Raw genomic sequence first — 20,586 nt, forward strand, 5'->3', positions numbered from 1 at the left:
AAAATGAGGAAATATGGAATATGGCTTGTTCTATTTGTATGTGTTGCCTTTCTAGTTGGTTATAGTGTTACGACTGTTTTAGGAAAAGAGGAAGTGGAAGTCGATCGGAAAGAAGTATTTACAACGATACAAAAAGGCTATGAAACCCAATTTTCAATTCGTGGAAAGAATTTGCCGATGAATAAGATGATAGAGATGTTATCACCGTATTTTACAGATAATTTCCTTCAAGTATTTACAGATGAAAATAGCAGAAGTGATAAACAAAGTGGTGAATATTTACTTCCGGCAAAAGAAGCACCGTTTTCTTTTAATTCAGAAACGAAAATGTCGTATGATGAAGAACATAAAAATTTATATGTATATGAGCGGACAAAAAGTGGACAATATCAAATTGTAACATTGAAAAGGGATCAAGATAAATGGAAGTTAGCAGGATATCATGAAAGTCAGGAACTTTTAACTGAAATAAAAAGGTTGCAACAATTATAAAGTGAAACTTTTAATCAGTGGGAGGGATTACTCTTCCATCTAACTTCTTTGCTGTAGCTAAATTTTGGGTGGGAGTTTTATTACCTACAAATAGCGGGATAAGAATAGGAATAGGTATTTACCTATTCCTATTCTATATTGAGTAGTTTTTGTAACTTTTCAATTTGAAAACCTGCAACTACTTCGCCATCAATTACGACTGTTGGAGTTGAATAAGAATCATAGTCGTTTAAAAGACGATTGCGAGCAGCAGCGTCTTTTTTTACGTCAAATTCTTTATATGCAACGTTATTATGCTTCAAAAATTCTTTTACAATAACACATGGCGGACAATCGGGTTGTGTATAAACCTCAATTTTTTTCATTGTAATTCCTCCTTTTTTCTGTTTTTTATTATATTCTTCCAATATAAAAACCGCAATAAAGAAGGGGAAATATGTTCTTTCTGTTTTTTCCTTCGCATTTCGACAAATTTTTAGTTGAGTTTCTGGCCAATAACCTTTATCCTAGAGTGTGGAACATTTTTTCTGTTATGACGGATAGAATGAGTATAGCTGTAAAACCTATTGGTAGGAAGATCAGAGAAAGGAGAGATTTCATGTCTCTACTCCAAGGAATTTTAACTCGACTTGTTAGTCTACAAGAACAAGCTGAAAGCGGTGAAGTAGCACAACGCTATTTTGAAGTGAACGGTGAGCGCAAATGTAGCGTGAAATTTTTCGATAAAAGTGAAATGTATGAGTTAGAAGTGTATCAACAAGGTGAAAAACCTCAAGTGTATCAATTCGATAATATCGACATGGTTGCAATTGAGATTTACGATATCATTTCTTGATACATATAAAAAAGGTACTGCCACATGGCAGTACCTTTTTTAGTTCTATTACTTTCCGGCGTAATGTATAGAAGTTTTTTATTTTTCCTACAATGGTATTAAAATGAAAATTTAATCCGTGCAAGTTTGCTTATCCATGTGGATAATTAGTCCCGTCAACCGGCTGAATATGTGAAGCTAAATTTCTCACAATCGTTGGGTTCTGCAAATAGCGGGGGAAATATAACTAGGAGGTTATCGTATGGAACGTTTACCAGTTGTGATTTGTCCTAATTGTCAAAGTTCTGCTGAGATTATTCATGTATTAACGGCTCAATCTAATCAAAATGTAATTTATACGTGCCAAGTTTGTCACTTTATAATTCGAAATATTGAAACGAATAAAGGATAGGAAGTTATAATTTTAGTTTTTGTCCCATACAATGAGAATACAAAAAGTCTGTCTAATTGAAAGGACGTGACTCTATGGACGGTGCACATAAATTTTACAATGTTTCAGAGAGACATTTAAATTTCGATATGGTTTTTAACCGTATTTGTAGTTTCATTGAAAAGGATCCACGAAATTTATATCGATTATCCATTGGGACAGACTCGCAAGCCCATCAAAAGGATACGAGGTTTATTACAGCAATCCATATTCATCGTGTTGGAAAAGGTGCCTGGGGTTGTTTACACCATAGATCAGTAAAAGATAAGCCAACAACCTTACGTGAGAAAATATATTTAGAAACACAGTTTAGTCAAGAAATCGCATGTCTATTTACGCCTACTCATATACAAACAATATGGGAGTTATTGCACCCTTATGCTCAAGATGGGGCTGGATTCATAATGGAAATTCATTTAGACATTGGGAATGATGGTTTAACAAAAGAATTTATTTTAGATATGACAGAAAAAATTCGAGCGATGGGATTAACTGCAAAAATTAAGCCGGATGCTTATGCGGCGTTTAGCTATGCAAATCGATATACGAAATGATTTTTTGTCTATTTACGATTGCTACATATCTTTTAGTAAAAACTGAATATTACATCCATTAAATAGGTTGAATTTTTTATATAATAAGAGTAACGATGCGAGTGTAAGGAGAGGGGTATATGCAAAGGGAAGTTGTTTTAACGAAGGAAGAAGAAAGTTTGCTACTAGATATTTTATTTCAGCAAAATTATGCAAGTGAAATTTTAGCTGTGGAACTTACAGATATTGAGAATGGTTTGAAACAGACAGATGTGATGCAATATAAAAAAATCACAAGGTTATTTTACAGATTAAAAAATAAAGGGTATTAAGCGCTACCGGAATGGTAGTCTTTTTTTTGTACTGTATGCTAAAATAGCTGTGTGATTGTATTTTTATTAAAATAAATTTAGGACAAAATAATAATATGAAAACGCTGTCATAAAATGTGAATAGAGTTGTGAACATAAGCAGGAAAAAGGGAAAATGGGGGATGTAATATGATTAGTATTCCGAAAGACGAATTTCAACAAATTCTTGTGAAGGATTTAATGATTTCATCGGAAAAAGTAGCTCATGTCCAAATTGGAAATAGTTTAGAACATGCTTTACTCGTTCTTGTGAAATCTGGATATTCGGCGATACCTGTCTTAGATCCAATGTATAAACTACATGGTTTGATTAGTACTGCCATGATATTAGATGGTATGTTAGGATTAGAGCGTATTGAGTTTGAAAGACTTGATGATATGAAAGTAGAGCAGGTGATGAAGGAAGATATACCTGTTCTTAAATTAGAAGATTCATTTGCAAAAGCTTTAGAAATGACAATTGATCATCCTTTTATTTGTGCTGTTAATGAAGAAGGCTATTTTGAGGGGATTTTAACACGTCGGGCTATTTTAAAATTGTTGAATAAGAAAGTAAGGCAACATAATCGATAACGTGAGAAAAGTGACTTCATAGAAACGAAGAAGTCACTTTTTTTTTCGTGCATATCACTTGTGTATGTATTATATTTAAAAAGACATAAAACATAAGGAAGTTTGCGCTCGGAAATTGTATTTTCTGAATGAAAGCATTCGGCTAAATTAAGGATGAAAAGCTTATTGAAATAAGGTGTATGGAAGCTAAGGAAAGAGGGAGAAAGTTGCAAATTGATGATTTTCAAATGATGGTTGTGTTAGCTCAGGAATCAAATATGAGAAAAGCGGCGGAACGTTTATTTGTTTCCCAACCTGCGCTGAGTCAACGATTACAATCTATGGAGAAACAATGGGGAATGAAGTTTTTTATTCGCTCACAAAAAGGATTGACAATTACACCTGAAGGGGAAAAAGTAGCAAATTATGCTAAAGAAATGTTGCAAAGGGAAGAAGATATAAAAAGTGAGCTAGCTGTTTTTAGAACGGAAACTCATGGAACGTTAAAAATAGCTGTTGCATCAGTTATTGGTCAATATTGGCTCCCTCCTGTTTTGAAAAAGTTTGTGCATAAATATCCTTCTGTAAAGATATCGCTGTTTACTGGATGGAGTAGTGAAGTGCAAAAGCAGTTTTATGAAGGAGACGTTCATGTTGCTATACTGAGGGGAACACAAGAATATAAAGGTCAGAAGCAACAATTATTTGAAGATGAACTGTATTTAGTTGATAAAGAAATAAAAGATATTTCGATGTTAAAAGAAACAAATAGGCCGTTCATTCAATTTAAAAGTGATTCGACTTATTATGGACAAATACAAAATTGGTGGTATGGTTTATTTTCTAATCCGCCTAAGCGAACGATTGTAGTTGACCAAATTGAAACATGTAAACAACTTGTTTTAAATGGTATAGGTTATGCCCTTTTACCTTCTACTGTTTTAAAGGAAGTACAGGAAAATATGTATAAAACACCTGTTCAACTGACGAGAGAAACATGGTTGTTAACAAGTGACTCGGCAAGGCAGTTGAAACAAGTACAAGCATTTTTAGAAATTATAGAAGAAATTCAAAGAGAAAAATAAGATTATTATCTTGCTACTCGCTCTTTCGTTTGGTAGAGTAACATTATAAATGGATTTAGGAGGCAACAAGAATGAAAATGATGGACGCTAACGAAATTATTTCGTTTATTCAAAAAAGTGAAAAGAAAACTCCTGTAAAGGTATACATAAAAGGGGATTTAAAAGAAGTAACATTCCCTGAAACAGTACAAGCATTTGTGAATAAAAAATCAGGTGTATTATTCGGAGAATGGTCTGAAATTAAGACAATTCTTGATGAGAATAATAAGCACATCGTTGACTACGTTGTAGAAAACGATCGTCGTAATTCTGCAATCCCAATGCTTGATTTAAAAGGTATTAAAGCTCGCATCGAGCCAGGTGCTATTATTCGTGACCATGTTGAAATTGGTGACAACGCTGTAATTATGATGAATGCAACAATTAACATTGGTGCTGTAATTGGTGAAGGTTCTATGATCGACATGAACGCAGTACTTGGTGGACGTGCAACAGTCGGTAAAAACTGTCACGTAGGTGCAGGTGCTGTACTTGCAGGTGTTATTGAGCCACCTTCTGCAAAACCAGTTATCGTTGAAGATGATGTAGTAATCGGTGCAAACGTAGTTGTTTTAGAGGGTGTTACAGTAGGTAAAGGTGCAGTTGTGGCAGCGGGAGCTGTTGTAACAGAAGATGTGCCTCCATACACAGTTGTTGCAGGTACTCCAGCACGTGTAATTAAAGAAATTGATGAGAAGACAAAAGCAAAAACAGAAATTAAACAAGAGCTTCGTCAATTAAACCCAGAGAAATAAAAAGTAAAAAAGCGTAAGAGCGTAAATGGGCTCTTACGCTTTTTATAGATAGAGGTGCAAAAATGACAGTAAGCAAATTTGTCCAAATTCGTAGAGATCTACATAGAATTCCAGAAATCGGATTTAAGGAATGGAAAACGCAACAGTATATTTTAGATTATATAGGAACACTTTCTCATGAATTTGTGGAAGTGAAGACATGGAAAACGGGTGTAATCGTTAAAGTAAATGGAAAAAAACCCGAAAAAATAATAGGTTATCGTGCAGATATAGACGGTTTACCAATTACAGAGGAAACTGGATACGAGTTTGCTTCTATTCATGAAGGAATGATGCATGCATGTGGCCATGATGTACATACAGCGATCGGTTTAGGCCTTCTAACGAAAGCTGTGAGCGAAAGAATAGATGATGACCTTGTATTTCTATTCCAGCCAGCAGAAGAAGGACCAGGCGGTGCTCTTCCTATGTTAGAAAGTGAAGAGTTAAAAGAATGGAAACCAAATATAATTCTTGGTCTTCATATTGCACCAGAATACGCTGTAGGGACAATTGCAACGAAAGAAGGACTGTTATTTGCCAATACTTCAGAATTATATATTGATTTAAAAGGAAAAGGTGGCCATGCTGCCTATCCGCATACTGCAAATGACATGATTGTTGCAGCGAGTCATCTTGTTACACAGCTTCAATCTGTTATTAGTCGCAATGTAAATCCTCTTGATAGTGCAGTAATTACAATCGGGAAAATTACAGGTGGTACGGTTCAAAATATTATTGCAGAAAAATCTCGTTTAGAAGGAACGATTCGAACATTATCAGTGGAATCAATGAAGCGTGTGAAAAGCAGAATTGAGGCAATTGTTGCAGGTATCGAAGCTTCTTTCCAGTGTGAAGCGATTATAGATTACGGAGCAATGTATCATCAAGTATATAACCATGAAGAGTTAACGAGAGAGTTTATGCAATTTGTACATAAACAAACTGATATGAATGTTATTACATGTACTGAGGCAATGACAGGTGAAGATTTTGGTTATATGCTTCGAGAAATCCCTGGATTTATGTTTTGGCTTGGAGTAAATTCAGAATATGGTTTACATCATGCAAAATTAAAACCAGACGAAGAAGTGATTGAAAAGGCAATTACATTTCTAAGCCAATATGTAAAGTGGAAAGGGAATAGAAAATAAAACTTCCGCTTTCATGAAGGTTCCAAAAAACTTTTTGTTTTGAGGTGTAAGTAACGCTCGTATAGATTGATTTTAGACATTTACATACAAATAAAAGAATTAAAGTTAATTGTACTGTTTTAATAATGAGCAGGGGGTTTTAGCCACTGCTCATTATTAATTATCTGACTAACTTATATATGTTTACTTTTAGTATGAAAAGTGTGTAAAATCAATGTGAAACATAGAAAAAAGGGTGGGGAATTACGTGCAAATTAGCAGTGCGATTTTATGTTTCGTCTTATATGCGTATGTTATTATTGCGGCGGTTTATTTTGGGATAAGTTTTTATGCCTATCGTCTAGTAGATAATAATGAATATGACGAAACATACAAATGGGTAAAGAGATATTTATCACCTGTACTAGAAATTATGAATGGGTTTGTGCTCTTTTTATTTATTGGATTAATTGCTTTCTCAACGAGTTTAGTAGGGAATAAAACTACGTTATTTGTATTGGGTATCATTATTTTTATGTTGTTAGGAATAAGGATTGGTAATACGGTCTTTTGGAATGAAAGAAAAGTAGATGGTTGGACGGGAATGTTAATTCCGTGCATGTTAGCTGCAATCGTGACAAATATAGAGCATGAATATTATCAATTACATTTTTGGCTCATTATCGTTTTAACAATTCTTTCTGTTTTGTATATAAGCACAGTAGTACTAACATATATTGCACATGAAAAAGGAGACGTTAAAGGCACTCGTTTCTTTAGAGGACGGGCATTATTTTGGAGTGTGCCGACGATGGCAGTTATCGCGCTTATTGCGATATTAGTAAATGGATATCAATTTTTTAATTGGCAACTATTTTTAGAAAACTGGTGGATCTTTATCTTTTCATTTATTGCTTTTTTAGGTGCAACGCATTATTTATTCCATCAACATCATTACATATGGGCATTATTATTTGCCTTCACACAGCTTCTATTTGCCTTTTTTGGTCAAGAAACATTATTATTCGTTTTTGAAACATTTAGTTCGTTTGGAAATATATTTGTATTTGCTATGTTACTTGTTGGTATCGCTTTTTACTTGCAACAATATTTTTATATACAAAAACAAAAATAAGAGCTAATTACAGTTTTTGTGACGCATATAAAGTGTGTTACACTGAAAATAAATAGTACTTGAAGTTATTGGAGGAATTCCTGTGGGTGAGAAAGAAAAAGAATTTGCTGTCATTGGACTTGGTCGCTTTGGTGGAAGTATTTGCCGAGAACTAGCTCAATTAGGTATGGAAGTAATGGCAATCGATTCAGATGAGGATAAAATTAATGAATTTGCAAATATAGCTTCGCATGCTGTAATTGCAGATTCAACAGATGAGATGGTATTAAAAAGCCTCGGTATTCGAAATTTTGATCACGTAGTCGTTGCTATTGGAGATAATTTAAATTCAAGTATTTTAACGACTTTGATTTTGAAAGAGCTGGGTGTAAAAAATATTACTGTAAAAGCTCAAAATGATTATCATGAAAAAGTGTTAAGTAAAATAGGTGCAGATCATATTGTGCATCCAGAACGTGATATGGGAAAAAGGATTGCTAATAATATTGCATCAAGCAATGTGTTAGACTACCTTGAGCTTTCAGATGAGCATAGTATTGTAGAGATTATTGCGAATAAAAAAATTGATGGGCACTCTTTAATTGAATTAGATATTCGTGCGAAGTTTGGATTGAATATTGTAGCAATTAAACGAGGTAAAGAAGTTATCGTATCCCCTCGAGCTACGGAGAGTATTCAAGCAGGAGATATATTAATTGTCATTGGTCATGACGATGAAGTGGATCGATTTAAACACTTTTTAAGATAAGAGAAAAGAAAAGGACAATGCCTTCATGGCATTGTCCTTTTTCTTATATTTCCATAATGATTGGTAAAATCATTGGACGGCGTTTCGTTTTCTCATATAGGAATGGGGCTAATGTGTCTGTAATTTCATTTTTAATTTCAGACCATTGTGTTGTTTTACGCTCCATTACTTTTTCTAAATGAGTTGTAATTAATGTTTGTGCATCATTGATTAAATCGCTGCTTTCACGCATGTAAACGAAACCGCGTGAGATGATATCAGGTCCTGCTGCAACTTTAAATTCTTTCATATCAATGCTTACAACTACAATTACAAGTCCTTCTTCAGAAAGGATACGACGATCTCGTAATACGATATTGCCAATATCTCCAATACCGTTTCCATCAATGTAGACCGAACCAGATGGGATTTTTCCAGCTACGCTAGCTTCATCCGAACGTAAAGCAAGAACATCGCCATTATCCATAATGAAGCAATTTTCTTCAGGGATGCCACAATCATTTGCTATGTTCATGTGCATACGTTGCATACGATATTCACCATGAATTGGCATGAAGTACTTCGGTTTAATTAGACGTAACATTAACTTTTGTTCTTCTTGTCCACCGTGTCCACTTGTATGGATATTTGAAAGTTTACCGTGAATTACATCAGCGCCAGCGCGGTACAACATGTTAATTGTACGACTTACGCTAATTGTATTTCCTGGAATTGGTGAAGAAGAGAAAACAACTGTATCTCCAGGAATAATTTGAATTTGGCGGTGTGTACCGTTTGCAATACGTGAAAGTGCTGCCATCGGTTCACCTTGACTACCTGTACATAAAATAACAACTTTATTAGCTGGTAAGCGGTTTAGTTGAGATGCATCTATGAATGTATCTTTCGGGCAACGAATATAACCAAGGTTTTGTCCAATTTCAATCGCTGCTTCCATACTTCGACCAAACACAGCTACTTTACGGTTGTTTTCAACAGCAGCTTCAACAACTTGTTGTAAGCGGTGAATATTTGATGCAAAGGTTGCGAATATAATCCGTCCTTCTACTTTACGGAAAATGTCTTGAATGCTATCACCAACGCGACGCTCAGACATAGTAAAGTTTGGAACTTCACTGTTCGTACTATCAGATAATAGACATAGTACGCCATCTTTACCGATTTCAGCCATTTTCGTTAAATCAGCTGGTTCACCAACTGGTGTGAAGTCAAATTTGAAGTCACCTGTATGAACAACTTGACCTTGAGGTGTTTTCACAACAACGCCGTACGAATCTGGAATACTGTGAGTTGTACGGAAGAAGGATACAGACGTTTTTTTGAATTTAATAACGTCATCTTCTTGAATCTCGTAAAGTTTTGCTTTACGAAGTAAGCCGTGTTCTTCTAATTTGTTTTTGATGAGCGCAATTGCTAATTTTCCACCGTAAATTGGAATGTTCACTTGACGTAATAGGTAAGGGATTCCACCGATATGATCTTCGTGACCATGTGTAATGAATAACCCTTTAATTTTATCTTCGTTTCGCACAAAATAAGTGTAGTCTGGTATTACATAATCGATTCCGAGAAGTTCGTCCTCTGGAAATTTAATTCCAGCATCAATTATAATAATTTCATCCTGAAATTGAACAGCGTATGTATTTTTACCGATTTCACCAAGCCCACCGAGAGCAAATACAGCAACTTGGTCGTTTTTTAGAAATTTCATATCGCTATACGATTTCCGCTAATGTTAAATCAGCGTTTTCTTTTTCATATTCAAGATGAGCGCCAGTAACAGACTGAACAAACTCGATATTATATGCGAACTTATTTAATTTTGTACGAACATCCTTTTCAGACGTAGCCTCTAAATATAAAACTTTTGTATTTTCACGTACTGGAACCTCAGTTAATTTTTCTTGATAAAATACTTTAAAAATCATTTGGAAAACCTCTCCTTGTCTATGTTTTGCATTATCTGTTACTTATTATAAAGCAAACAGTCACGATTTTCATGTTTTTTCGAATGAGAATGAAGAAAAAGCCCTAAATGGGCATAATTTAAGCGATTGTCTTTTTACGGACTAGACCGTTTAAATAACGCTTGAGCTTTTTCTTCAGCTTCTTCAGCATGATTACTCCTTCCTTTCCTTATTTTAAACATGCCTATTACTAGTGAAAACTCTATCTCTGATATAAGAGATAGGACAAAAGTGAATGGTGAATCTTGTCCTTTCCCATACAGTGAAAGTTATTCTATAGTAACGATTAGTAGCCGTTAGTTATAGGTATAGTATGAGGAAGAATGGAAAAGAAAATTCATCCGAACAAGTATCCACATGTTTTACTAATATATATATGCAAAGTTTACAAATAAGGTCAGAAAGGGAACGCTTTCTTCACAGATGTTTAATATGTTATACTTTTTTTTAGAATTTGAAAAGTGATATTCAAAATAGGAATATAGAGTGCCAGAAAGGATTTTGACAAATGAATGATAAAATTGTCTTTTTTGATATTGATGGAACGTTATTAGATCATGATAAAAAAATTCCACAATCTACACGAGATGCAGTAAAACAGTTACAAGAGAAAGGTGTACATGTAGCAATTGCGACAGGGCGCGCGCCATTTATGTTCGAAGATATTCGCAAGGAACTTGATATACATAATTATGTTAGTTTTAATGGACAATATGTTGTCTTTGAAGATGAGGTAATATTTGATAATCCGTTACATCCAGATGCTTTACATAAGTTTACTCAGTTTGCAAAACAAGAAGGATATCCACTTGTATACCTTGACCATCAAAATATGAGAGCATCAGTGGAATATCATGATTATGTGAAAGAAGGCTTCGGAAGCTTAAACTTTGAGCATCCAGCATATGAGCCTAATTTTTATGAGGAACGTAATATTTATCAAACACTACTTTTTTGTGAAGTAAATGAAGAGGAAAAGTTTATTAATCATTATCCAGATTTTCATTTTATTCGTTGGCATGCATATTCAATGGACATCATTCCTAATGGTGGTTCTAAGGCAAAAGGAATTGAGAAATATATTGAAAAGTTAGGTTTTAATCGTGATCAAGTGTATGCATTCGGAGATGGCTTAAATGATTTAGAAATGATCGAAGCCGTTGGCACAGGTATTGTGATGGGAAATGGCCATGAAGACTTAAAAAAACTTGCAAATCATGTGACAAAGGATGTTAGTGAAGACGGTATATATCATGGACTAAAGTGGGCTGGATTGCTGTAAGTGAATATGGAACCCATTTCATAATAAAAAGGCGGAAGTTAACTTCCGCCTTTTTATTATCGCTCTAGAGGTTTGGAATCATCAGGAGCGGCAAAAGGATTTTCTTTATTAATATGGTCATAGAACATAACTCCATTTAAATGGTCAATCTCGTGCTGGAATACGATTGCTGGTAAACCTTTTAAACGTAATTTTACTTCTTCTCCGTTAATAGAAGTTGCTTTTACTGTAATTCTTGTATAACGAGGAACATAACCAGGTACTTCGCGGTCTACAGATAGACAACCTTCACCACCCTGTAAATATGTACGTTCAACAGAATGGCTAATGATTTTTGGATTGAATAATGCATGGCTATATAATGTACCGTCCGCATCGGTTACATGAACTGCAATCATTTTTTTTGAAACACCGATTTGCGGAGCCGCTAATCCGATTCCAGGGCGTAAACTATATTTTTCAGCCATTTCAGGATCTTGGCTATTTATTACGAATTCAATCATTTCTTTTAAGGTATTTGTATCTTCTTCGCTTGCCGGTAATGACACCTCTTCTGCAACGTTGCGCAAAATAGGATCTCCTTCGCGAATAACATCTTTCATTGTAAGCATATGTAATCTCTCCTTTCCTCTTTAGTCTACCAAAGGAGATGGAAAAAGTCATCGGCAAGAAAGGGAAGGCATTTTGGAAATCGTTCTATTATAGAGTATCTATGTATGTGATAAACAGAAAAAGACGGCAAAGCCGTCTTTTTCTTTCCATAGTTGTTTCGTTTTACATTAGCGAATGCAAGCAGCACCAACGATAATTAAAAGAATAAACAACACAACGATTAAGGCGAAGCCGCGTCCAGACCCGCCACAAGAACCGCCATAACCGTAGGAAGGATATGAACAAGTTGGATAGCAATATGAGTATCCGTACATGAGATGACCTCCTTTATCATTTCCCGCTAATACTGCGGTTACTATAATGTATGGAAGAGAGGGTGGAAATGTATAGGTATTTACCTAAAAAAGGAAGAGTAGTTTGTATATTTTTGTTACGAAGAGAGAAAAACTAAAGAGAATTAAATCATTTACATATTATTCTAAGAGAAAAAATAAGTGAAAAAGGGAATAATATAACAGTAGGTCAATGCTTACTAATACAGATGTAAAAAATAAAAACACGTTTGTGTAGTAGAAACCTGCATATTATTTATAAAAAAACGTATTCAAAGTAATTGACATCGTAATTAGAATAGTTGTAAACTAAAAAACGTGATCAAGATTGTATTAATATGTTTCTGAAAAAACATTAGTACAGATTGTTAGGTACACAAAATTATTCTCAACCGACAGACAAACATGTTGGTTTACATCGTTGCGCTTTTTAAACTGGAAAATAGCCAGTGAAAGCGTTTCAGAATATGGTTCAAGAGAGGAAGAGGTGAACGGAATGGGTACTAAAACAAAAAAGACCCTATTTAATGTTGATGAGCAAATGAAAGCTATCGCAGCTCAATTTGAAACATTACAAATTTTAAATGAAAACGGTGAAGTTGTGAATGAAGCAGCTATGCCTGAATTATCTGATGATCAATTAAAAGAATTAATGCGTCGTATGGTGTATACTCGCGTATTAGATCAACGTTCTATTTCTTTAAACCGTCAAGGACGTTTAGGTTTCTACGCACCTACAGCTGGACAAGAAGCTTCTCAATTAGCAAGTCATTTCGCACTTGAAGCAGAAGATTTCATCTTACCAGGATACCGTGATGTACCACAATTAGTATGGCACGGATTACCATTATACCAAGCATTCTTATTCTCTCGTGGACACTTCATGGGTAACCAAATGCCTGAGAATGTAAATGCATTAGCTCCACAAATCATTATCGGTGCGCAAATCATCCAAACTGCTGGTGTTGCGTTAGGTATGAAACTACGTGGTAAAAAATCTGTTGCAATTACTTACACTGGTGACGGTGGTGCTTCACAAGGTGACTTCTACGAAGGTATGAACTTTGCAGGTGCATTTAAAGCTCCAGCAATCTTCGTTGTTCAAAACAACCGTTATGCAATCTCTACTCCAGTAGAAAAGCAATCTGCAGCTAAAACTGTAGCACAAAAAGCAGTAGCAGCAGGTATTTACGGAATTCAAGTAGACGGTATGGATCCACTAGCTGTATACGCAGCGACTGCTTTCGCTCGTGAGCGCGCAGTAAATGGCGAAGGCCCTACTTTAATCGAGACTTTAACATTCCGTTACGGTCCACATACAATGGCTGGTGATGACCCAACTCGTTACCGTACAAAAGATATCGAAAACGAATGGGAACAAAAAGACCCAATCGTACGCTTCCGTAAGTTCTTAGAAGCTAAAGGCCTATGGTCTCAAGAAGTTGAAGAGACAGTAATCGAAGAAGCAAAAGAAGATATCAAACAAGCAATTGCTAAGGCTGACCAAGCTCCAAAACAAAAAGTAACTGATTTAATGGAAATCATGTACGAAAAAATGCCTTACAACTTAGCTGAACAATATGAAATCTACAAAGAAAAGGAGTCGAAGTAAGCCATGGCTCAAATGACAATGATTCAAGCAATCACTGATGCTTTACGCGTTGAAATGAAAAATGACCCTAACGTACTTGTATTTGGTGAAGACGTTGGTGTAAACGGCGGTGTATTCCGTGCTACTGAAGGTTTACAAGCTGAATTTGGTGAAGATCGTGTAATGGATACTCCACTTGCAGAGTCTGGTATTGGTGGACTTGCAGTTGGTCTTGCACTTGAAGGATTCCGTCCAGTTCCAGAAATCCAATTCTTCGGTTTCGTTTATGAAGTAATGGATTCAATTTCTGGTCAATTAGCTCGTATGCGTTACCGTTCTGGTGGACGTTGGACTGCTCCAGTAACAGTTCGTTCTCCATTCGGTGGTGGTGTTCATACTCCTGAACTACATGCTGATAGCTTAGAAGGATTAGTGGCTCAACAACCTGGTCTAAAAGTTGTTATTCCATCTACTCCATACGACGCTAAAGGTCTTTTAATCTCTGCGATTCGTGACAACGATCCAGTTATCTACTTAGAGCATATGAAATTGTACCGTTCATTCCGTCAAGAGGTACCAGAAGGTGATTACACAATTGATTTAGGCAAAGCTGATATCAAACGTGAAGGTACAGATGTATCTGTTATCGCTTATGGCGCTATGGTTCACGCTGCATTAAAAGCTGCTGAAGAACTTGAAAAAGAAGGTATCTCTTTAGAGGTTGTTGACTTACGTACAGTTCAACCATTAGATATCGAAACAATCATCGCTTCTGTTGAAAAAACAGGTCGCGTAGTTGTAGTTCAAGAAGCTCAAAAACAAGCTGGTATTGCAGCTAACGTTGTAGCGGAAATTAACGACCGTGCAATCTTAAACTTAGAAGCTCCAGTTGTACGTGTTGCAGCTGCTGATACAGTATTCCCATTCTCTCAAGCAGAGAGCGTATGGTTACCAAACCACAAAGATATTGTTGAAGCTGTAAACAAAGTAATGAACTTCTAATTTTTAGCTTTTCATGTGCAAAAGAAATCAGCACATGCTGGTTTCTTTTGTACATATTCCATAATAATGAAATGAATCAGGGGGCTGAATTCCGTGGCATTTGAATTTAAACTACCAGATATCGGTGAAGGTATCCACGAAGGTGAAATCGTAAAATGGTTTATTAAACCAGGCGATGAAGTAAACGAAGACGATGTACTTCTTGAAGTACAAAATGATAAAGCAGTAGTAGAAATCCCTTCTCCTGTTAAAGGTAAAGTACTTGAAGTACTTGTAGAAGAAGGAACAGTTGCAATCGTAGGAGATACATTAATTAAATTTGATGCTCCTGGATACGAAAACCTTAAATTTAAAGGTGACGATCATGATGAAGCTCCAAAAGCTGAAGAAGCAGCAGTAGAAGCTCCAGCAGCGGAAGCTACTCCAGCAGCAACTGCAGAAGTAGTAAATGAGCGCGTAATCGCTATGCCATCTGTTCGTAAATACGCTCGTGAAAAAGGTGTAGACATTCATAAAGTATCTGGTACTGGTAAGAATGGCCGTATCGTAAAAGCTGACATCGATGCATTTGCAAATGGTGGACAAACTGTAGCAGCAACTGAGGCTCCAGCAGCAGTAGAAGCTACTCCAGCAGCAGCGAAAGAAGAAGCACCAAAAGCACAACCAATCCCAGCTGGTGAATATCCAGAAACTCGTGAGAAAATGAGTGGTATCCGTAAAGCGATTGCGAAAGCAATGGTTAACTCTAAACACACAGCTCCTCACGTAACATTAATGGACGAAGTAGATGTAACAGAACTTGTTGCTCACCGTAAGAAGTTCAAAGCAGTAGCAGCTGACAAAGGTATTAAATTAACTTACCTTCCGTACGTTGTTAAAGCTTTAACATCTGCATTACGTGAATACCCAATGTTAAACACTTCTTTAGATGATGCATCTCAAGAAGTAGTTCATAAACATTACTTCAACATCGGTATCGCAGCTGATACAGACAAAGGTCTATTAGTACCAGTTGTTAAAGATACAGATCGTAAGTCTATCTTCACAATTTCTAACGAGATCAATGATCTTGCTGGTAAAGCACGTGAAGGTCGTCTAGCTCCAGCTGAAATGAAAGGTGCTTCTTGCACAATTACAAACATTGGTTCTGCAGGTGGACAATGGTTCACTCCAGTTATCAACCACCCAGAAGTAGCAATCCTTGGTATCGGCCGTATCGCTGAAAAACCAGTTGTGAAAAACGGTGAGATTGTTGCAGCTCCAGTATTAGCATTATCTCTAAGCTTTGACCATCGTTTAATTGACGGTGCAACTGCTCAAAAAGCGTTAAACCAAATTAAACGTCTATTGAATGACCCACAATTATTAGTAATGGAGGCGTAATAACAATGGTAGTAGGAGATTTCCCAATTGAATTAGATACAGTCGTTGTTGGTGCAGGTCCTGGTGGATACGTTGCGGCAATTCGTGCAGCACAATTAGGTCAAAAGGTAGCAATCATTGAAAAAGCTAACCTTGGTGGCGTATGCTTAAACGTTGGATGTATTCCTTCAAAAGCGTTAATCAATGCAGGTCATCGTTATGAGAATGCAATGCATTCTGATGACATGGGTATTACTGCAGAAAACGTAAAAGTTGACTTTACAAAAGTTCAAGAATGGAAAAACGGCGTAGTTAAGAAATTAACTGGCGGTGTTGAAGGCCTTCTTAAAGGTAACAAAGTTGAAATCATTCGCGGTGAAGCTTACTTCGTAGATGCTAATACATTACGCGTTATGACTGAAGATGCAGCTCAAACTTATACGTTTAAAAATGCTGTTCTTGCAACTGGTTCTACACCAATCGAAATTCCAGGATTCAAATACTCTAAACGTGTTATCAACTCTACAGGTGCTTTAAGCTTACCTGAAATTCCTAAAAAACTTGTTGTAATCGGCGGCGGTTACATCGGTATGGAATTAGGTACTGCATATGCTAACTTCGGTACAGAAGTTACTGTAGTAGAAGCTGGCGACGAAATCTTAGCTGGTTTCGAAAAAGCTATGAGCTCTGTTGTTAAACGTGCTCTACAGAAAAAAGGTAACGTAAATATCCATACAAAAGCTATGGCTAAAGGCGTTGAAGAAACAGAAACTGGCGTAAAAGTTAGCTTTGAAGTTAACGGTGAAATCCAAACTGTAGAAGCAGATTACGTATTAGTAACTGTAGGTCGTCGTCCAAACACTCAAGAAATCGGTCTTGAGCAAGTTGGAGTTAAAATGACTGACCGCGGCATCATCGAAATCGATGAGCAATGTCGTACAAATGTACCAAACATCTATGCAATCGGTGATATCGTTCCTGGACCACCATTAGCTCACAAAGCTTCTTACGAAGGTAAAGTAGCTGTAGAAGCAATTAGTGGCCATGCATCAGCTATCGATTACATCGGAATTCCTGCAGTATGCTTCACTGATCCAGAATTAGCATCTGTTGGTTACACTAAAAAACAAGCTGAAGAAGCTGGAATGACTGTAACTGTATCTAAGTTCCCATTCGCTGCTAACGGTCGTGCATTATCATTAAACAGCACTGACGGTTTCCTACAACTTGTAACACGTAAAGAAGATGGTCTTCTTGTAGGTGCTCAAGTTGCAGGTGCAGGTGCTTCTGATATTATCTCTGAGATTGGTTTAGCTATCGAAGCTGGAATGACAGCTGAAGATATCGCTCAAACAATCCATGCTCACCCAACATTAGGTGAAATCACAATGGAAGCAGCTGAAGTTGCTCTTGGAATGCCAATTCACATTGTAAAATAATTAAGTAATGTAAATAGCCCCTCTCTTATTGTAAGAGAGGGGCTATTTTTATTTTCATCAAATGACCTGCAAGGTCTTTAAACGTACTTGTCGAATGAATATATAATACTTTAACAAATGATTCAGGCGTAACTTACTTCAAAGGTAATGTATATCATCCTATAATATGTAATTGATTCAAACTTAACCCCATATATTAATAAAATAGAGCATGTCAAAGGAGAAGGTTCCATGAAAATATTACATGTTATATTTTATCATTTACTACTATGGAGTGGCTTTTCCACTGTATTAACATTATCGAATGGTGATAAGTTTCATTATAAAGTTATTCTTTTTTTCGTATTCCTATATCTAGCCTATGTAATAGCATATTTTGTATTGCACGTGAGAAAGCAAGCTTTATTTCTTACATGTTCAAATTGTATACTATTTTTAATCATATTATCTATTTTTTAAATTAGCGTTTATAAAAATACATTGTTCTTCCATTAAATAATTGTAACTCTCCTTCTAATTTCTTCGCTAAAAAACGGCAAAATTCATTTGCTTTCCCTTTGTCACCAAATGTTGCATTAGGTGGTAAAGAAACTTGGATGAAAGATTGTTCATTTTCTATACCAACACCAATATAAATTGAGTCATAGCGGTCGTGATTGGATTGAAGTTTTAATGTTGTTGTAGATGTATCTAAAATTTCATAAGGAAAAGCGGTATTTGTATACGTGTAATTAATTTGGGCACCAGTTTTAGAAGTAACTGTTTTATAATAATGAAAAAGTTGTTTTATATCATCTATTGAAACTGATTGTTGGTTGGATTTAGGTACAAGCGTAATAAAGGCGTGTTGCATATAAGTTCCCCCTAACTTAGTAGAATACTATCATTCTACATCCTACTGAATTTTTTGACAATTAAAAGGAGTATCACATGTTTTGTTTAATATACTAGTAATGAAACGTGATATAGAAAGGTGGAAACCAATGTTTGAAAAATTGTATGATGAGCATGAAAGTGTGAAGGTACGATTTTTAGGGTTTATGACACATGATACACGTTATGATTTTGGTGTTATTTATACAAATATGTTTTTTGGAAAGCCGCTCATTGTTTGTATGCAAACAGGAAGGTCTACTTTACTCGGACGAGATGATGTAGAGAATGTTCAATATATACAGGAGATTTTTAAATTAGGATCAGAAGAGGAAGCAAAGGAGTTAGCTCAATTTTTCAAATTTCTAGTTCCGTCAACTTCTTTACATGCGGAATATGAAGAATAATTAATGTGAAACAGTCGTACTTATAAATATGGCTGTTTTTTCATTTGAATATTGCATACTAATTTAAATTGAAAATATTTAATGTGTTATACTAAAAACCTATTGACGTAAAAAGTATAACATATTAAAATAAAGACAGAAAGTTAAGCGGTTACAAAAAGTTTTTGGGATTATAAACTTAGGGGGAAATGAAAAATGGGAACAATCGTATGTCAAGATTGTGAAGGTACAATTGCACACTTCGAAGATGAGAAAGTAACAGTACTTTACGGGAAATGTGGATCTTGCGGATGTGATCACACAGAGCATACAAAAGCCCAATAATTGATAGGAAATGGACAGCTAAAAGTTTTTAGGACCATAAACTTAGGGGGAAATGAAAATGGGAACAATCGTATGCCAAGTATGTGAAGGAACAATCGGACATTTTGAAGATGAGAAAACGACAGTACTTTACGGAAAATGTGGAACAAATTGTGACTGTGCTAGAAAAGATAATGCGAAAGCTTAATGATAAATAAATAGATTACTATTAAAACTCAGGGGGAAATGAAAATGGGAACAATCGTATGCCAAGTATGTGAAGGAACAATTGGACATTTTGAAGATGAAAAATCAACAGTACTATACGGGAAATGTGGATCTCATTGCGAATGTGACCATAAAGAACATACAAAAGCTTAATAATAAGAAAAAGCGCCTACATGTGTAGGCGCTTTTTTAATAAATTGTAGTTGTATGACCAACTGTTGCAACGATTGCATCATCCCTAATCGGAATAAAGCTTATGGAGGTCTGTGGTGTACTAGAAGAAGCGTATTGGCTCATTATACGACTATCGATACGGGTAATAGTATCGGTCAAGAAAGCTGAAATAAAAGCGTAAGGAACTCGTCGTTCATTTAATGAATAAATAATTTCTTCTTTTGTTTTTACACCTACGCCATGTCCGTAAAAAAAGAAATTTCCTAAATAGATTGTGTTTTCTCCTTGCCACTCAATCGTAGCTGGATTCACTTGTGGGTTTTTAAAGTAAACGAGGTCACCTGGAACAAGATCGCCACCGTTTTTTGTTATGAGTCTTAGATCTTGATCGTAGTCCCATGTGTAAAGTAAAAGGTTTGCAAATAGACGATTGAAAGTTTCTTCCTCATACAATGATAGTAAAGCTTTATAAAAAATAATGATCATAGCGGTTGCGCATTCAGTTCCATATAGTTTTCCGTTTTTGAAAATATCTTGTATGGCAATAGAAGGTGGTATGTTTGGAAGAAGCTCGAATCCTCCAAGGGATGTTCTTTTCCAATACTGGGGGTTGCAAAAGGATTGTTGAAATGTACGAAACTGAAAACCACTTTGAAAAAGCTCTAGTGAAGAGATAATAATATTAACTCGTAAATTGAGATCAAAGCTGAGTTCATCAGCTGTTCGGAAGGAATAAACTTCTTGATTTCCTGCCATTATTGATAAAATTTGTTGTTTCTCTGCTGCAAATGGCTCATATTCATTTGTAATATAAGGATGTACAATAGAACGGCCTATTACAATCATAATAGTATCCCCACCTATACG

Annotated in this window: 28 protein-coding genes; 21 read left to right on the plus strand and 7 right to left on the minus strand. The window is 35.7% G+C overall.

Annotation, left to right across the window (positions count from 1 at the left end):
* Positions 1 to 3 precede the first annotated feature (3 nt).
* Positions 4 to 492, plus strand: coding sequence for a DUF3993 domain-containing protein (locus tag CGQ22_RS04735; RefSeq protein ID WP_001233807.1), 489 nt, complete (start codon positions 4 to 6; stop codon positions 490 to 492).
* Positions 493 to 620: 128 nt separating this feature from the next.
* Here CGQ22_RS04735 and CGQ22_RS04740 read toward each other — a convergent pair whose 3' ends face one another.
* Positions 621 to 857 (minus strand): glutaredoxin family protein, encoded by a 237-nt coding sequence (locus CGQ22_RS04740; RefSeq protein WP_089148312.1) that lies wholly within the window; start codon positions 855 to 857, stop codon positions 621 to 623.
* 233 nt (positions 858 to 1,090) lie between these two features.
* Here CGQ22_RS04740 and CGQ22_RS04745 point away from each other — a divergent pair, with 233 nt between their 5' ends.
* The 10 genes from CGQ22_RS04745 to CGQ22_RS04790 all read left to right on the plus strand — a co-directional run bounded on the left by CGQ22_RS04745 (position 1,091) and on the right by CGQ22_RS04790 (position 8,147).
* On the plus strand, positions 1,091 to 1,327 hold the full coding sequence (locus CGQ22_RS04745; RefSeq protein WP_000055151.1) for a YkuJ family protein: 237 nt from the start codon (positions 1,091 to 1,093) through the stop codon (positions 1,325 to 1,327).
* A gap of 241 nt (positions 1,328 to 1,568) precedes the next feature.
* Positions 1,569 to 1,718: a hypothetical protein gene (locus tag CGQ22_RS31820; protein ID WP_000440539.1), complete on the plus strand. Its 150-nt coding sequence runs from the start codon at positions 1,569 to 1,571 to the stop codon at positions 1,716 to 1,718.
* A 74-nt stretch (positions 1,719 to 1,792) separates the two neighbouring features.
* A complete protein-coding gene (locus CGQ22_RS04755) occupies positions 1,793 to 2,311 on the plus strand; it encodes a ribonuclease H-like YkuK family protein (protein ID WP_000348491.1) in 519 nt (172 codons plus the stop codon).
* A gap of 119 nt (positions 2,312 to 2,430) precedes the next feature.
* Positions 2,431 to 2,622, plus strand: coding sequence for an antirepressor AbbA (abbA, locus tag CGQ22_RS04760; RefSeq protein WP_001188692.1), 192 nt, complete (start codon positions 2,431 to 2,433; stop codon positions 2,620 to 2,622).
* Positions 2,623 to 2,790: 168 nt separating this feature from the next.
* Positions 2,791 to 3,234 (plus strand): cyclic-di-AMP-binding protein CbpB, encoded by a 444-nt coding sequence (cbpB, locus tag CGQ22_RS04765; protein WP_000623581.1) that lies wholly within the window; start codon positions 2,791 to 2,793, stop codon positions 3,232 to 3,234.
* A 179-nt stretch (positions 3,235 to 3,413) separates the two neighbouring features.
* Entirely contained in the window at positions 3,414 to 4,298 is an 885-nt protein-coding gene (locus tag CGQ22_RS04770; protein ID WP_001987174.1) for a LysR family transcriptional regulator, read from the plus strand.
* Between the two features lie 71 nt (positions 4,299 to 4,369).
* Positions 4,370 to 5,092 carry a 2,3,4,5-tetrahydropyridine-2,6-dicarboxylate N-acetyltransferase gene (gene dapD / locus CGQ22_RS04775; RefSeq protein WP_000783241.1) on the plus strand — a complete coding sequence of 241 codons (723 nt, stop codon included), beginning with the start codon at positions 4,370 to 4,372 and terminating at the stop codon, positions 5,090 to 5,092.
* 62 nt (positions 5,093 to 5,154) lie between these two features.
* Entirely contained in the window at positions 5,155 to 6,285 is a 1,131-nt protein-coding gene (locus CGQ22_RS04780; RefSeq protein WP_000218668.1) for an N-acetyldiaminopimelate deacetylase, read from the plus strand.
* Between the two features lie 247 nt (positions 6,286 to 6,532).
* Positions 6,533 to 7,399, plus strand: a complete 867-nt coding sequence (locus CGQ22_RS04785) for a hypothetical protein (protein ID WP_001167319.1) — start codon at positions 6,533 to 6,535, stop codon at positions 7,397 to 7,399.
* Positions 7,400 to 7,481: 82 nt separating this feature from the next.
* A complete protein-coding gene (locus CGQ22_RS04790; protein WP_000504034.1) occupies positions 7,482 to 8,147 on the plus strand; it encodes a potassium channel family protein in 666 nt (221 codons plus the stop codon).
* A 43-nt stretch (positions 8,148 to 8,190) separates the two neighbouring features.
* Here CGQ22_RS04790 and rnjA read toward each other — a convergent pair whose 3' ends face one another.
* Positions 8,191 to 9,858 carry a ribonuclease J1 gene (gene rnjA, locus CGQ22_RS04795; protein WP_000670377.1) on the minus strand — a complete coding sequence of 556 codons (1,668 nt, stop codon included), beginning with the start codon at positions 9,856 to 9,858 and terminating at the stop codon, positions 8,191 to 8,193.
* Positions 9,859 to 9,862: 4 nt separating this feature from the next.
* Positions 9,863 to 10,075 (minus strand): DNA-dependent RNA polymerase subunit epsilon, encoded by a 213-nt coding sequence (locus tag CGQ22_RS04800; protein WP_000576435.1) that lies wholly within the window; start codon positions 10,073 to 10,075, stop codon positions 9,863 to 9,865.
* 547 nt (positions 10,076 to 10,622) lie between these two features.
* On the opposite strand from CGQ22_RS04800, the gene CGQ22_RS04810 reads away from it, so the two are divergent.
* A complete protein-coding gene (locus tag CGQ22_RS04810; RefSeq protein WP_000998267.1) occupies positions 10,623 to 11,396 on the plus strand; it encodes a Cof-type HAD-IIB family hydrolase in 774 nt (257 codons plus the stop codon).
* Positions 11,397 to 11,452: 56 nt separating this feature from the next.
* Here the strand turns inward: CGQ22_RS04810 and def are convergent, their stop codons facing one another.
* Both def and CGQ22_RS04820 read right to left on the minus strand, forming a co-directional pair.
* Positions 11,453 to 12,007, minus strand: coding sequence for a peptide deformylase (def, locus tag CGQ22_RS04815; protein WP_089148313.1), 555 nt, complete (start codon positions 12,005 to 12,007; stop codon positions 11,453 to 11,455).
* 168 nt (positions 12,008 to 12,175) lie between these two features.
* Complete coding sequence (locus tag CGQ22_RS04820; protein ID WP_000274562.1) at positions 12,176 to 12,322, minus strand: YjcZ family sporulation protein; 147 nt, start codon at positions 12,320 to 12,322, stop codon at positions 12,176 to 12,178.
* A 514-nt stretch (positions 12,323 to 12,836) separates the two neighbouring features.
* On the opposite strand from CGQ22_RS04820, the gene pdhA reads away from it, so the two are divergent.
* The 5 genes from pdhA (at position 12,837) to CGQ22_RS04845 (ending at position 18,193) form a co-directional block, all read left to right on the plus strand.
* A complete protein-coding gene (pdhA, locus tag CGQ22_RS04825) occupies positions 12,837 to 13,952 on the plus strand; it encodes a pyruvate dehydrogenase E1 component subunit alpha (RefSeq protein ID WP_000536895.1) in 1,116 nt (371 codons plus the stop codon).
* Positions 13,953 to 13,955: 3 nt separating this feature from the next.
* On the plus strand, positions 13,956 to 14,933 hold the full coding sequence (gene pdhB, locus CGQ22_RS04830; RefSeq protein WP_000068168.1) for a pyruvate dehydrogenase complex E1 component subunit beta: 978 nt from the start codon (positions 13,956 to 13,958) through the stop codon (positions 14,931 to 14,933).
* A gap of 93 nt (positions 14,934 to 15,026) precedes the next feature.
* Complete coding sequence (gene pdhC, locus CGQ22_RS04835; protein ID WP_000863422.1) at positions 15,027 to 16,316, plus strand: pyruvate dehydrogenase complex dihydrolipoyllysine-residue acetyltransferase; 1,290 nt, start codon at positions 15,027 to 15,029, stop codon at positions 16,314 to 16,316.
* A 5-nt stretch (positions 16,317 to 16,321) separates the two neighbouring features.
* Positions 16,322 to 17,734, plus strand: a complete 1,413-nt coding sequence (gene lpdA / locus CGQ22_RS04840; RefSeq protein ID WP_000260108.1) for a dihydrolipoyl dehydrogenase — start codon at positions 16,322 to 16,324, stop codon at positions 17,732 to 17,734.
* A gap of 231 nt (positions 17,735 to 17,965) precedes the next feature.
* Entirely contained in the window at positions 17,966 to 18,193 is a 228-nt protein-coding gene (locus CGQ22_RS04845; RefSeq protein WP_000697469.1) for a hypothetical protein, read from the plus strand.
* A 1-nt stretch (position 18,194) separates the two neighbouring features.
* Here the strand turns inward: CGQ22_RS04845 and CGQ22_RS04850 are convergent, their stop codons facing one another.
* Positions 18,195 to 18,587, minus strand: coding sequence for a DUF1885 family protein (locus CGQ22_RS04850; RefSeq protein WP_001163299.1), 393 nt, complete (start codon positions 18,585 to 18,587; stop codon positions 18,195 to 18,197).
* Positions 18,588 to 18,717: 130 nt separating this feature from the next.
* Between CGQ22_RS04850 and CGQ22_RS04855 the strand changes: the two genes are divergently transcribed.
* The 4 genes from CGQ22_RS04855 to CGQ22_RS04870 all read left to right on the plus strand — a co-directional run bounded on the left by CGQ22_RS04855 (position 18,718) and on the right by CGQ22_RS04870 (position 19,698).
* Complete coding sequence (locus tag CGQ22_RS04855; RefSeq protein WP_000462038.1) at positions 18,718 to 19,014, plus strand: DUF3055 domain-containing protein; 297 nt, start codon at positions 18,718 to 18,720, stop codon at positions 19,012 to 19,014.
* A gap of 195 nt (positions 19,015 to 19,209) precedes the next feature.
* Positions 19,210 to 19,338 carry a GapA-binding peptide SR1P gene (locus CGQ22_RS04860; RefSeq protein WP_000536778.1) on the plus strand — a complete coding sequence of 43 codons (129 nt, stop codon included), beginning with the start codon at positions 19,210 to 19,212 and terminating at the stop codon, positions 19,336 to 19,338.
* 58 nt (positions 19,339 to 19,396) lie between these two features.
* Entirely contained in the window at positions 19,397 to 19,525 is a 129-nt protein-coding gene (locus CGQ22_RS04865; protein WP_000536803.1) for a GapA-binding peptide SR1P, read from the plus strand.
* 44 nt (positions 19,526 to 19,569) lie between these two features.
* Positions 19,570 to 19,698 (plus strand): GapA-binding peptide SR1P, encoded by a 129-nt coding sequence (locus tag CGQ22_RS04870; RefSeq protein ID WP_000536796.1) that lies wholly within the window; start codon positions 19,570 to 19,572, stop codon positions 19,696 to 19,698.
* A gap of 36 nt (positions 19,699 to 19,734) precedes the next feature.
* Here the strand turns inward: CGQ22_RS04870 and CGQ22_RS04875 are convergent, their stop codons facing one another.
* Positions 19,735 to 20,565, minus strand: coding sequence for a protein-glutamine gamma-glutamyltransferase (locus CGQ22_RS04875; protein WP_000635343.1), 831 nt, complete (start codon positions 20,563 to 20,565; stop codon positions 19,735 to 19,737).
* Positions 20,566 to 20,586: the final 21 nt, after the last annotated feature.

Origin of the sequence: Bacillus sp. M13(2017) (assembly GCF_002218325.1) — a bacterium.
Taxonomy (GTDB): domain Bacteria; phylum Bacillota; class Bacilli; order Bacillales; family Bacillaceae_G; genus Bacillus_A; species Bacillus_A thuringiensis_K.

Coding starts and splice junctions, on each gene's coding strand:
- cbpB (WP_000623581.1), top strand. CDS start 2,791: ATGATTAGTATTCCGAAAGACGAATTTCAACAAATTCTTGTGAAGGAT.
- CGQ22_RS04770 (WP_001987174.1), top strand. CDS start 3,414: ATGGAAGCTAAGGAAAGAGGGAGAAAGTTGCAAATTGATGATTTTCAA.
- def (WP_089148313.1), bottom strand. CDS start 12,007: ATGCTTACAATGAAAGATGTTATTCGCGAAGGAGATCCTATTTTGCGC.
- CGQ22_RS04875 (WP_000635343.1), bottom strand. CDS start 20,565: ATGATTGTAATAGGCCGTTCTATTGTACATCCTTATATTACAAATGAA.
- CGQ22_RS04820 (WP_000274562.1), bottom strand. CDS start 12,322: ATGTACGGATACTCATATTGCTATCCAACTTGTTCATATCCTTCCTAC.
- CGQ22_RS04845 (WP_000697469.1), top strand. CDS start 17,966: ATGAAAATATTACATGTTATATTTTATCATTTACTACTATGGAGTGGC.
- CGQ22_RS04800 (WP_000576435.1), bottom strand. CDS start 10,075: ATGATTTTTAAAGTATTTTATCAAGAAAAATTAACTGAGGTTCCAGTA.
- CGQ22_RS04745 (WP_000055151.1), top strand. CDS start 1,091: ATGTCTCTACTCCAAGGAATTTTAACTCGACTTGTTAGTCTACAAGAA.
- CGQ22_RS04860 (WP_000536778.1), top strand. CDS start 19,210: ATGGGAACAATCGTATGTCAAGATTGTGAAGGTACAATTGCACACTTC.
- CGQ22_RS04870 (WP_000536796.1), top strand. CDS start 19,570: ATGGGAACAATCGTATGCCAAGTATGTGAAGGAACAATTGGACATTTT.
- pdhA (WP_000536895.1), top strand. CDS start 12,837: ATGGGTACTAAAACAAAAAAGACCCTATTTAATGTTGATGAGCAAATG.
- CGQ22_RS31820 (WP_000440539.1), top strand. CDS start 1,569: ATGGAACGTTTACCAGTTGTGATTTGTCCTAATTGTCAAAGTTCTGCT.
- abbA (WP_001188692.1), top strand. CDS start 2,431: ATGCAAAGGGAAGTTGTTTTAACGAAGGAAGAAGAAAGTTTGCTACTA.
- CGQ22_RS04735 (WP_001233807.1), top strand. CDS start 4: ATGAGGAAATATGGAATATGGCTTGTTCTATTTGTATGTGTTGCCTTT.
- CGQ22_RS04810 (WP_000998267.1), top strand. CDS start 10,623: ATGAATGATAAAATTGTCTTTTTTGATATTGATGGAACGTTATTAGAT.
- CGQ22_RS04865 (WP_000536803.1), top strand. CDS start 19,397: ATGGGAACAATCGTATGCCAAGTATGTGAAGGAACAATCGGACATTTT.
- CGQ22_RS04855 (WP_000462038.1), top strand. CDS start 18,718: ATGTTTGAAAAATTGTATGATGAGCATGAAAGTGTGAAGGTACGATTT.
- pdhB (WP_000068168.1), top strand. CDS start 13,956: ATGGCTCAAATGACAATGATTCAAGCAATCACTGATGCTTTACGCGTT.
- CGQ22_RS04740 (WP_089148312.1), bottom strand. CDS start 857: ATGAAAAAAATTGAGGTTTATACACAACCCGATTGTCCGCCATGTGTT.
- CGQ22_RS04850 (WP_001163299.1), bottom strand. CDS start 18,587: ATGCAACACGCCTTTATTACGCTTGTACCTAAATCCAACCAACAATCA.
- CGQ22_RS04755 (WP_000348491.1), top strand. CDS start 1,793: ATGGACGGTGCACATAAATTTTACAATGTTTCAGAGAGACATTTAAAT.
- dapD (WP_000783241.1), top strand. CDS start 4,370: ATGAAAATGATGGACGCTAACGAAATTATTTCGTTTATTCAAAAAAGT.
- lpdA (WP_000260108.1), top strand. CDS start 16,322: ATGGTAGTAGGAGATTTCCCAATTGAATTAGATACAGTCGTTGTTGGT.
- CGQ22_RS04780 (WP_000218668.1), top strand. CDS start 5,155: ATGACAGTAAGCAAATTTGTCCAAATTCGTAGAGATCTACATAGAATT.
- rnjA (WP_000670377.1), bottom strand. CDS start 9,858: ATGAAATTTCTAAAAAACGACCAAGTTGCTGTATTTGCTCTCGGTGGG.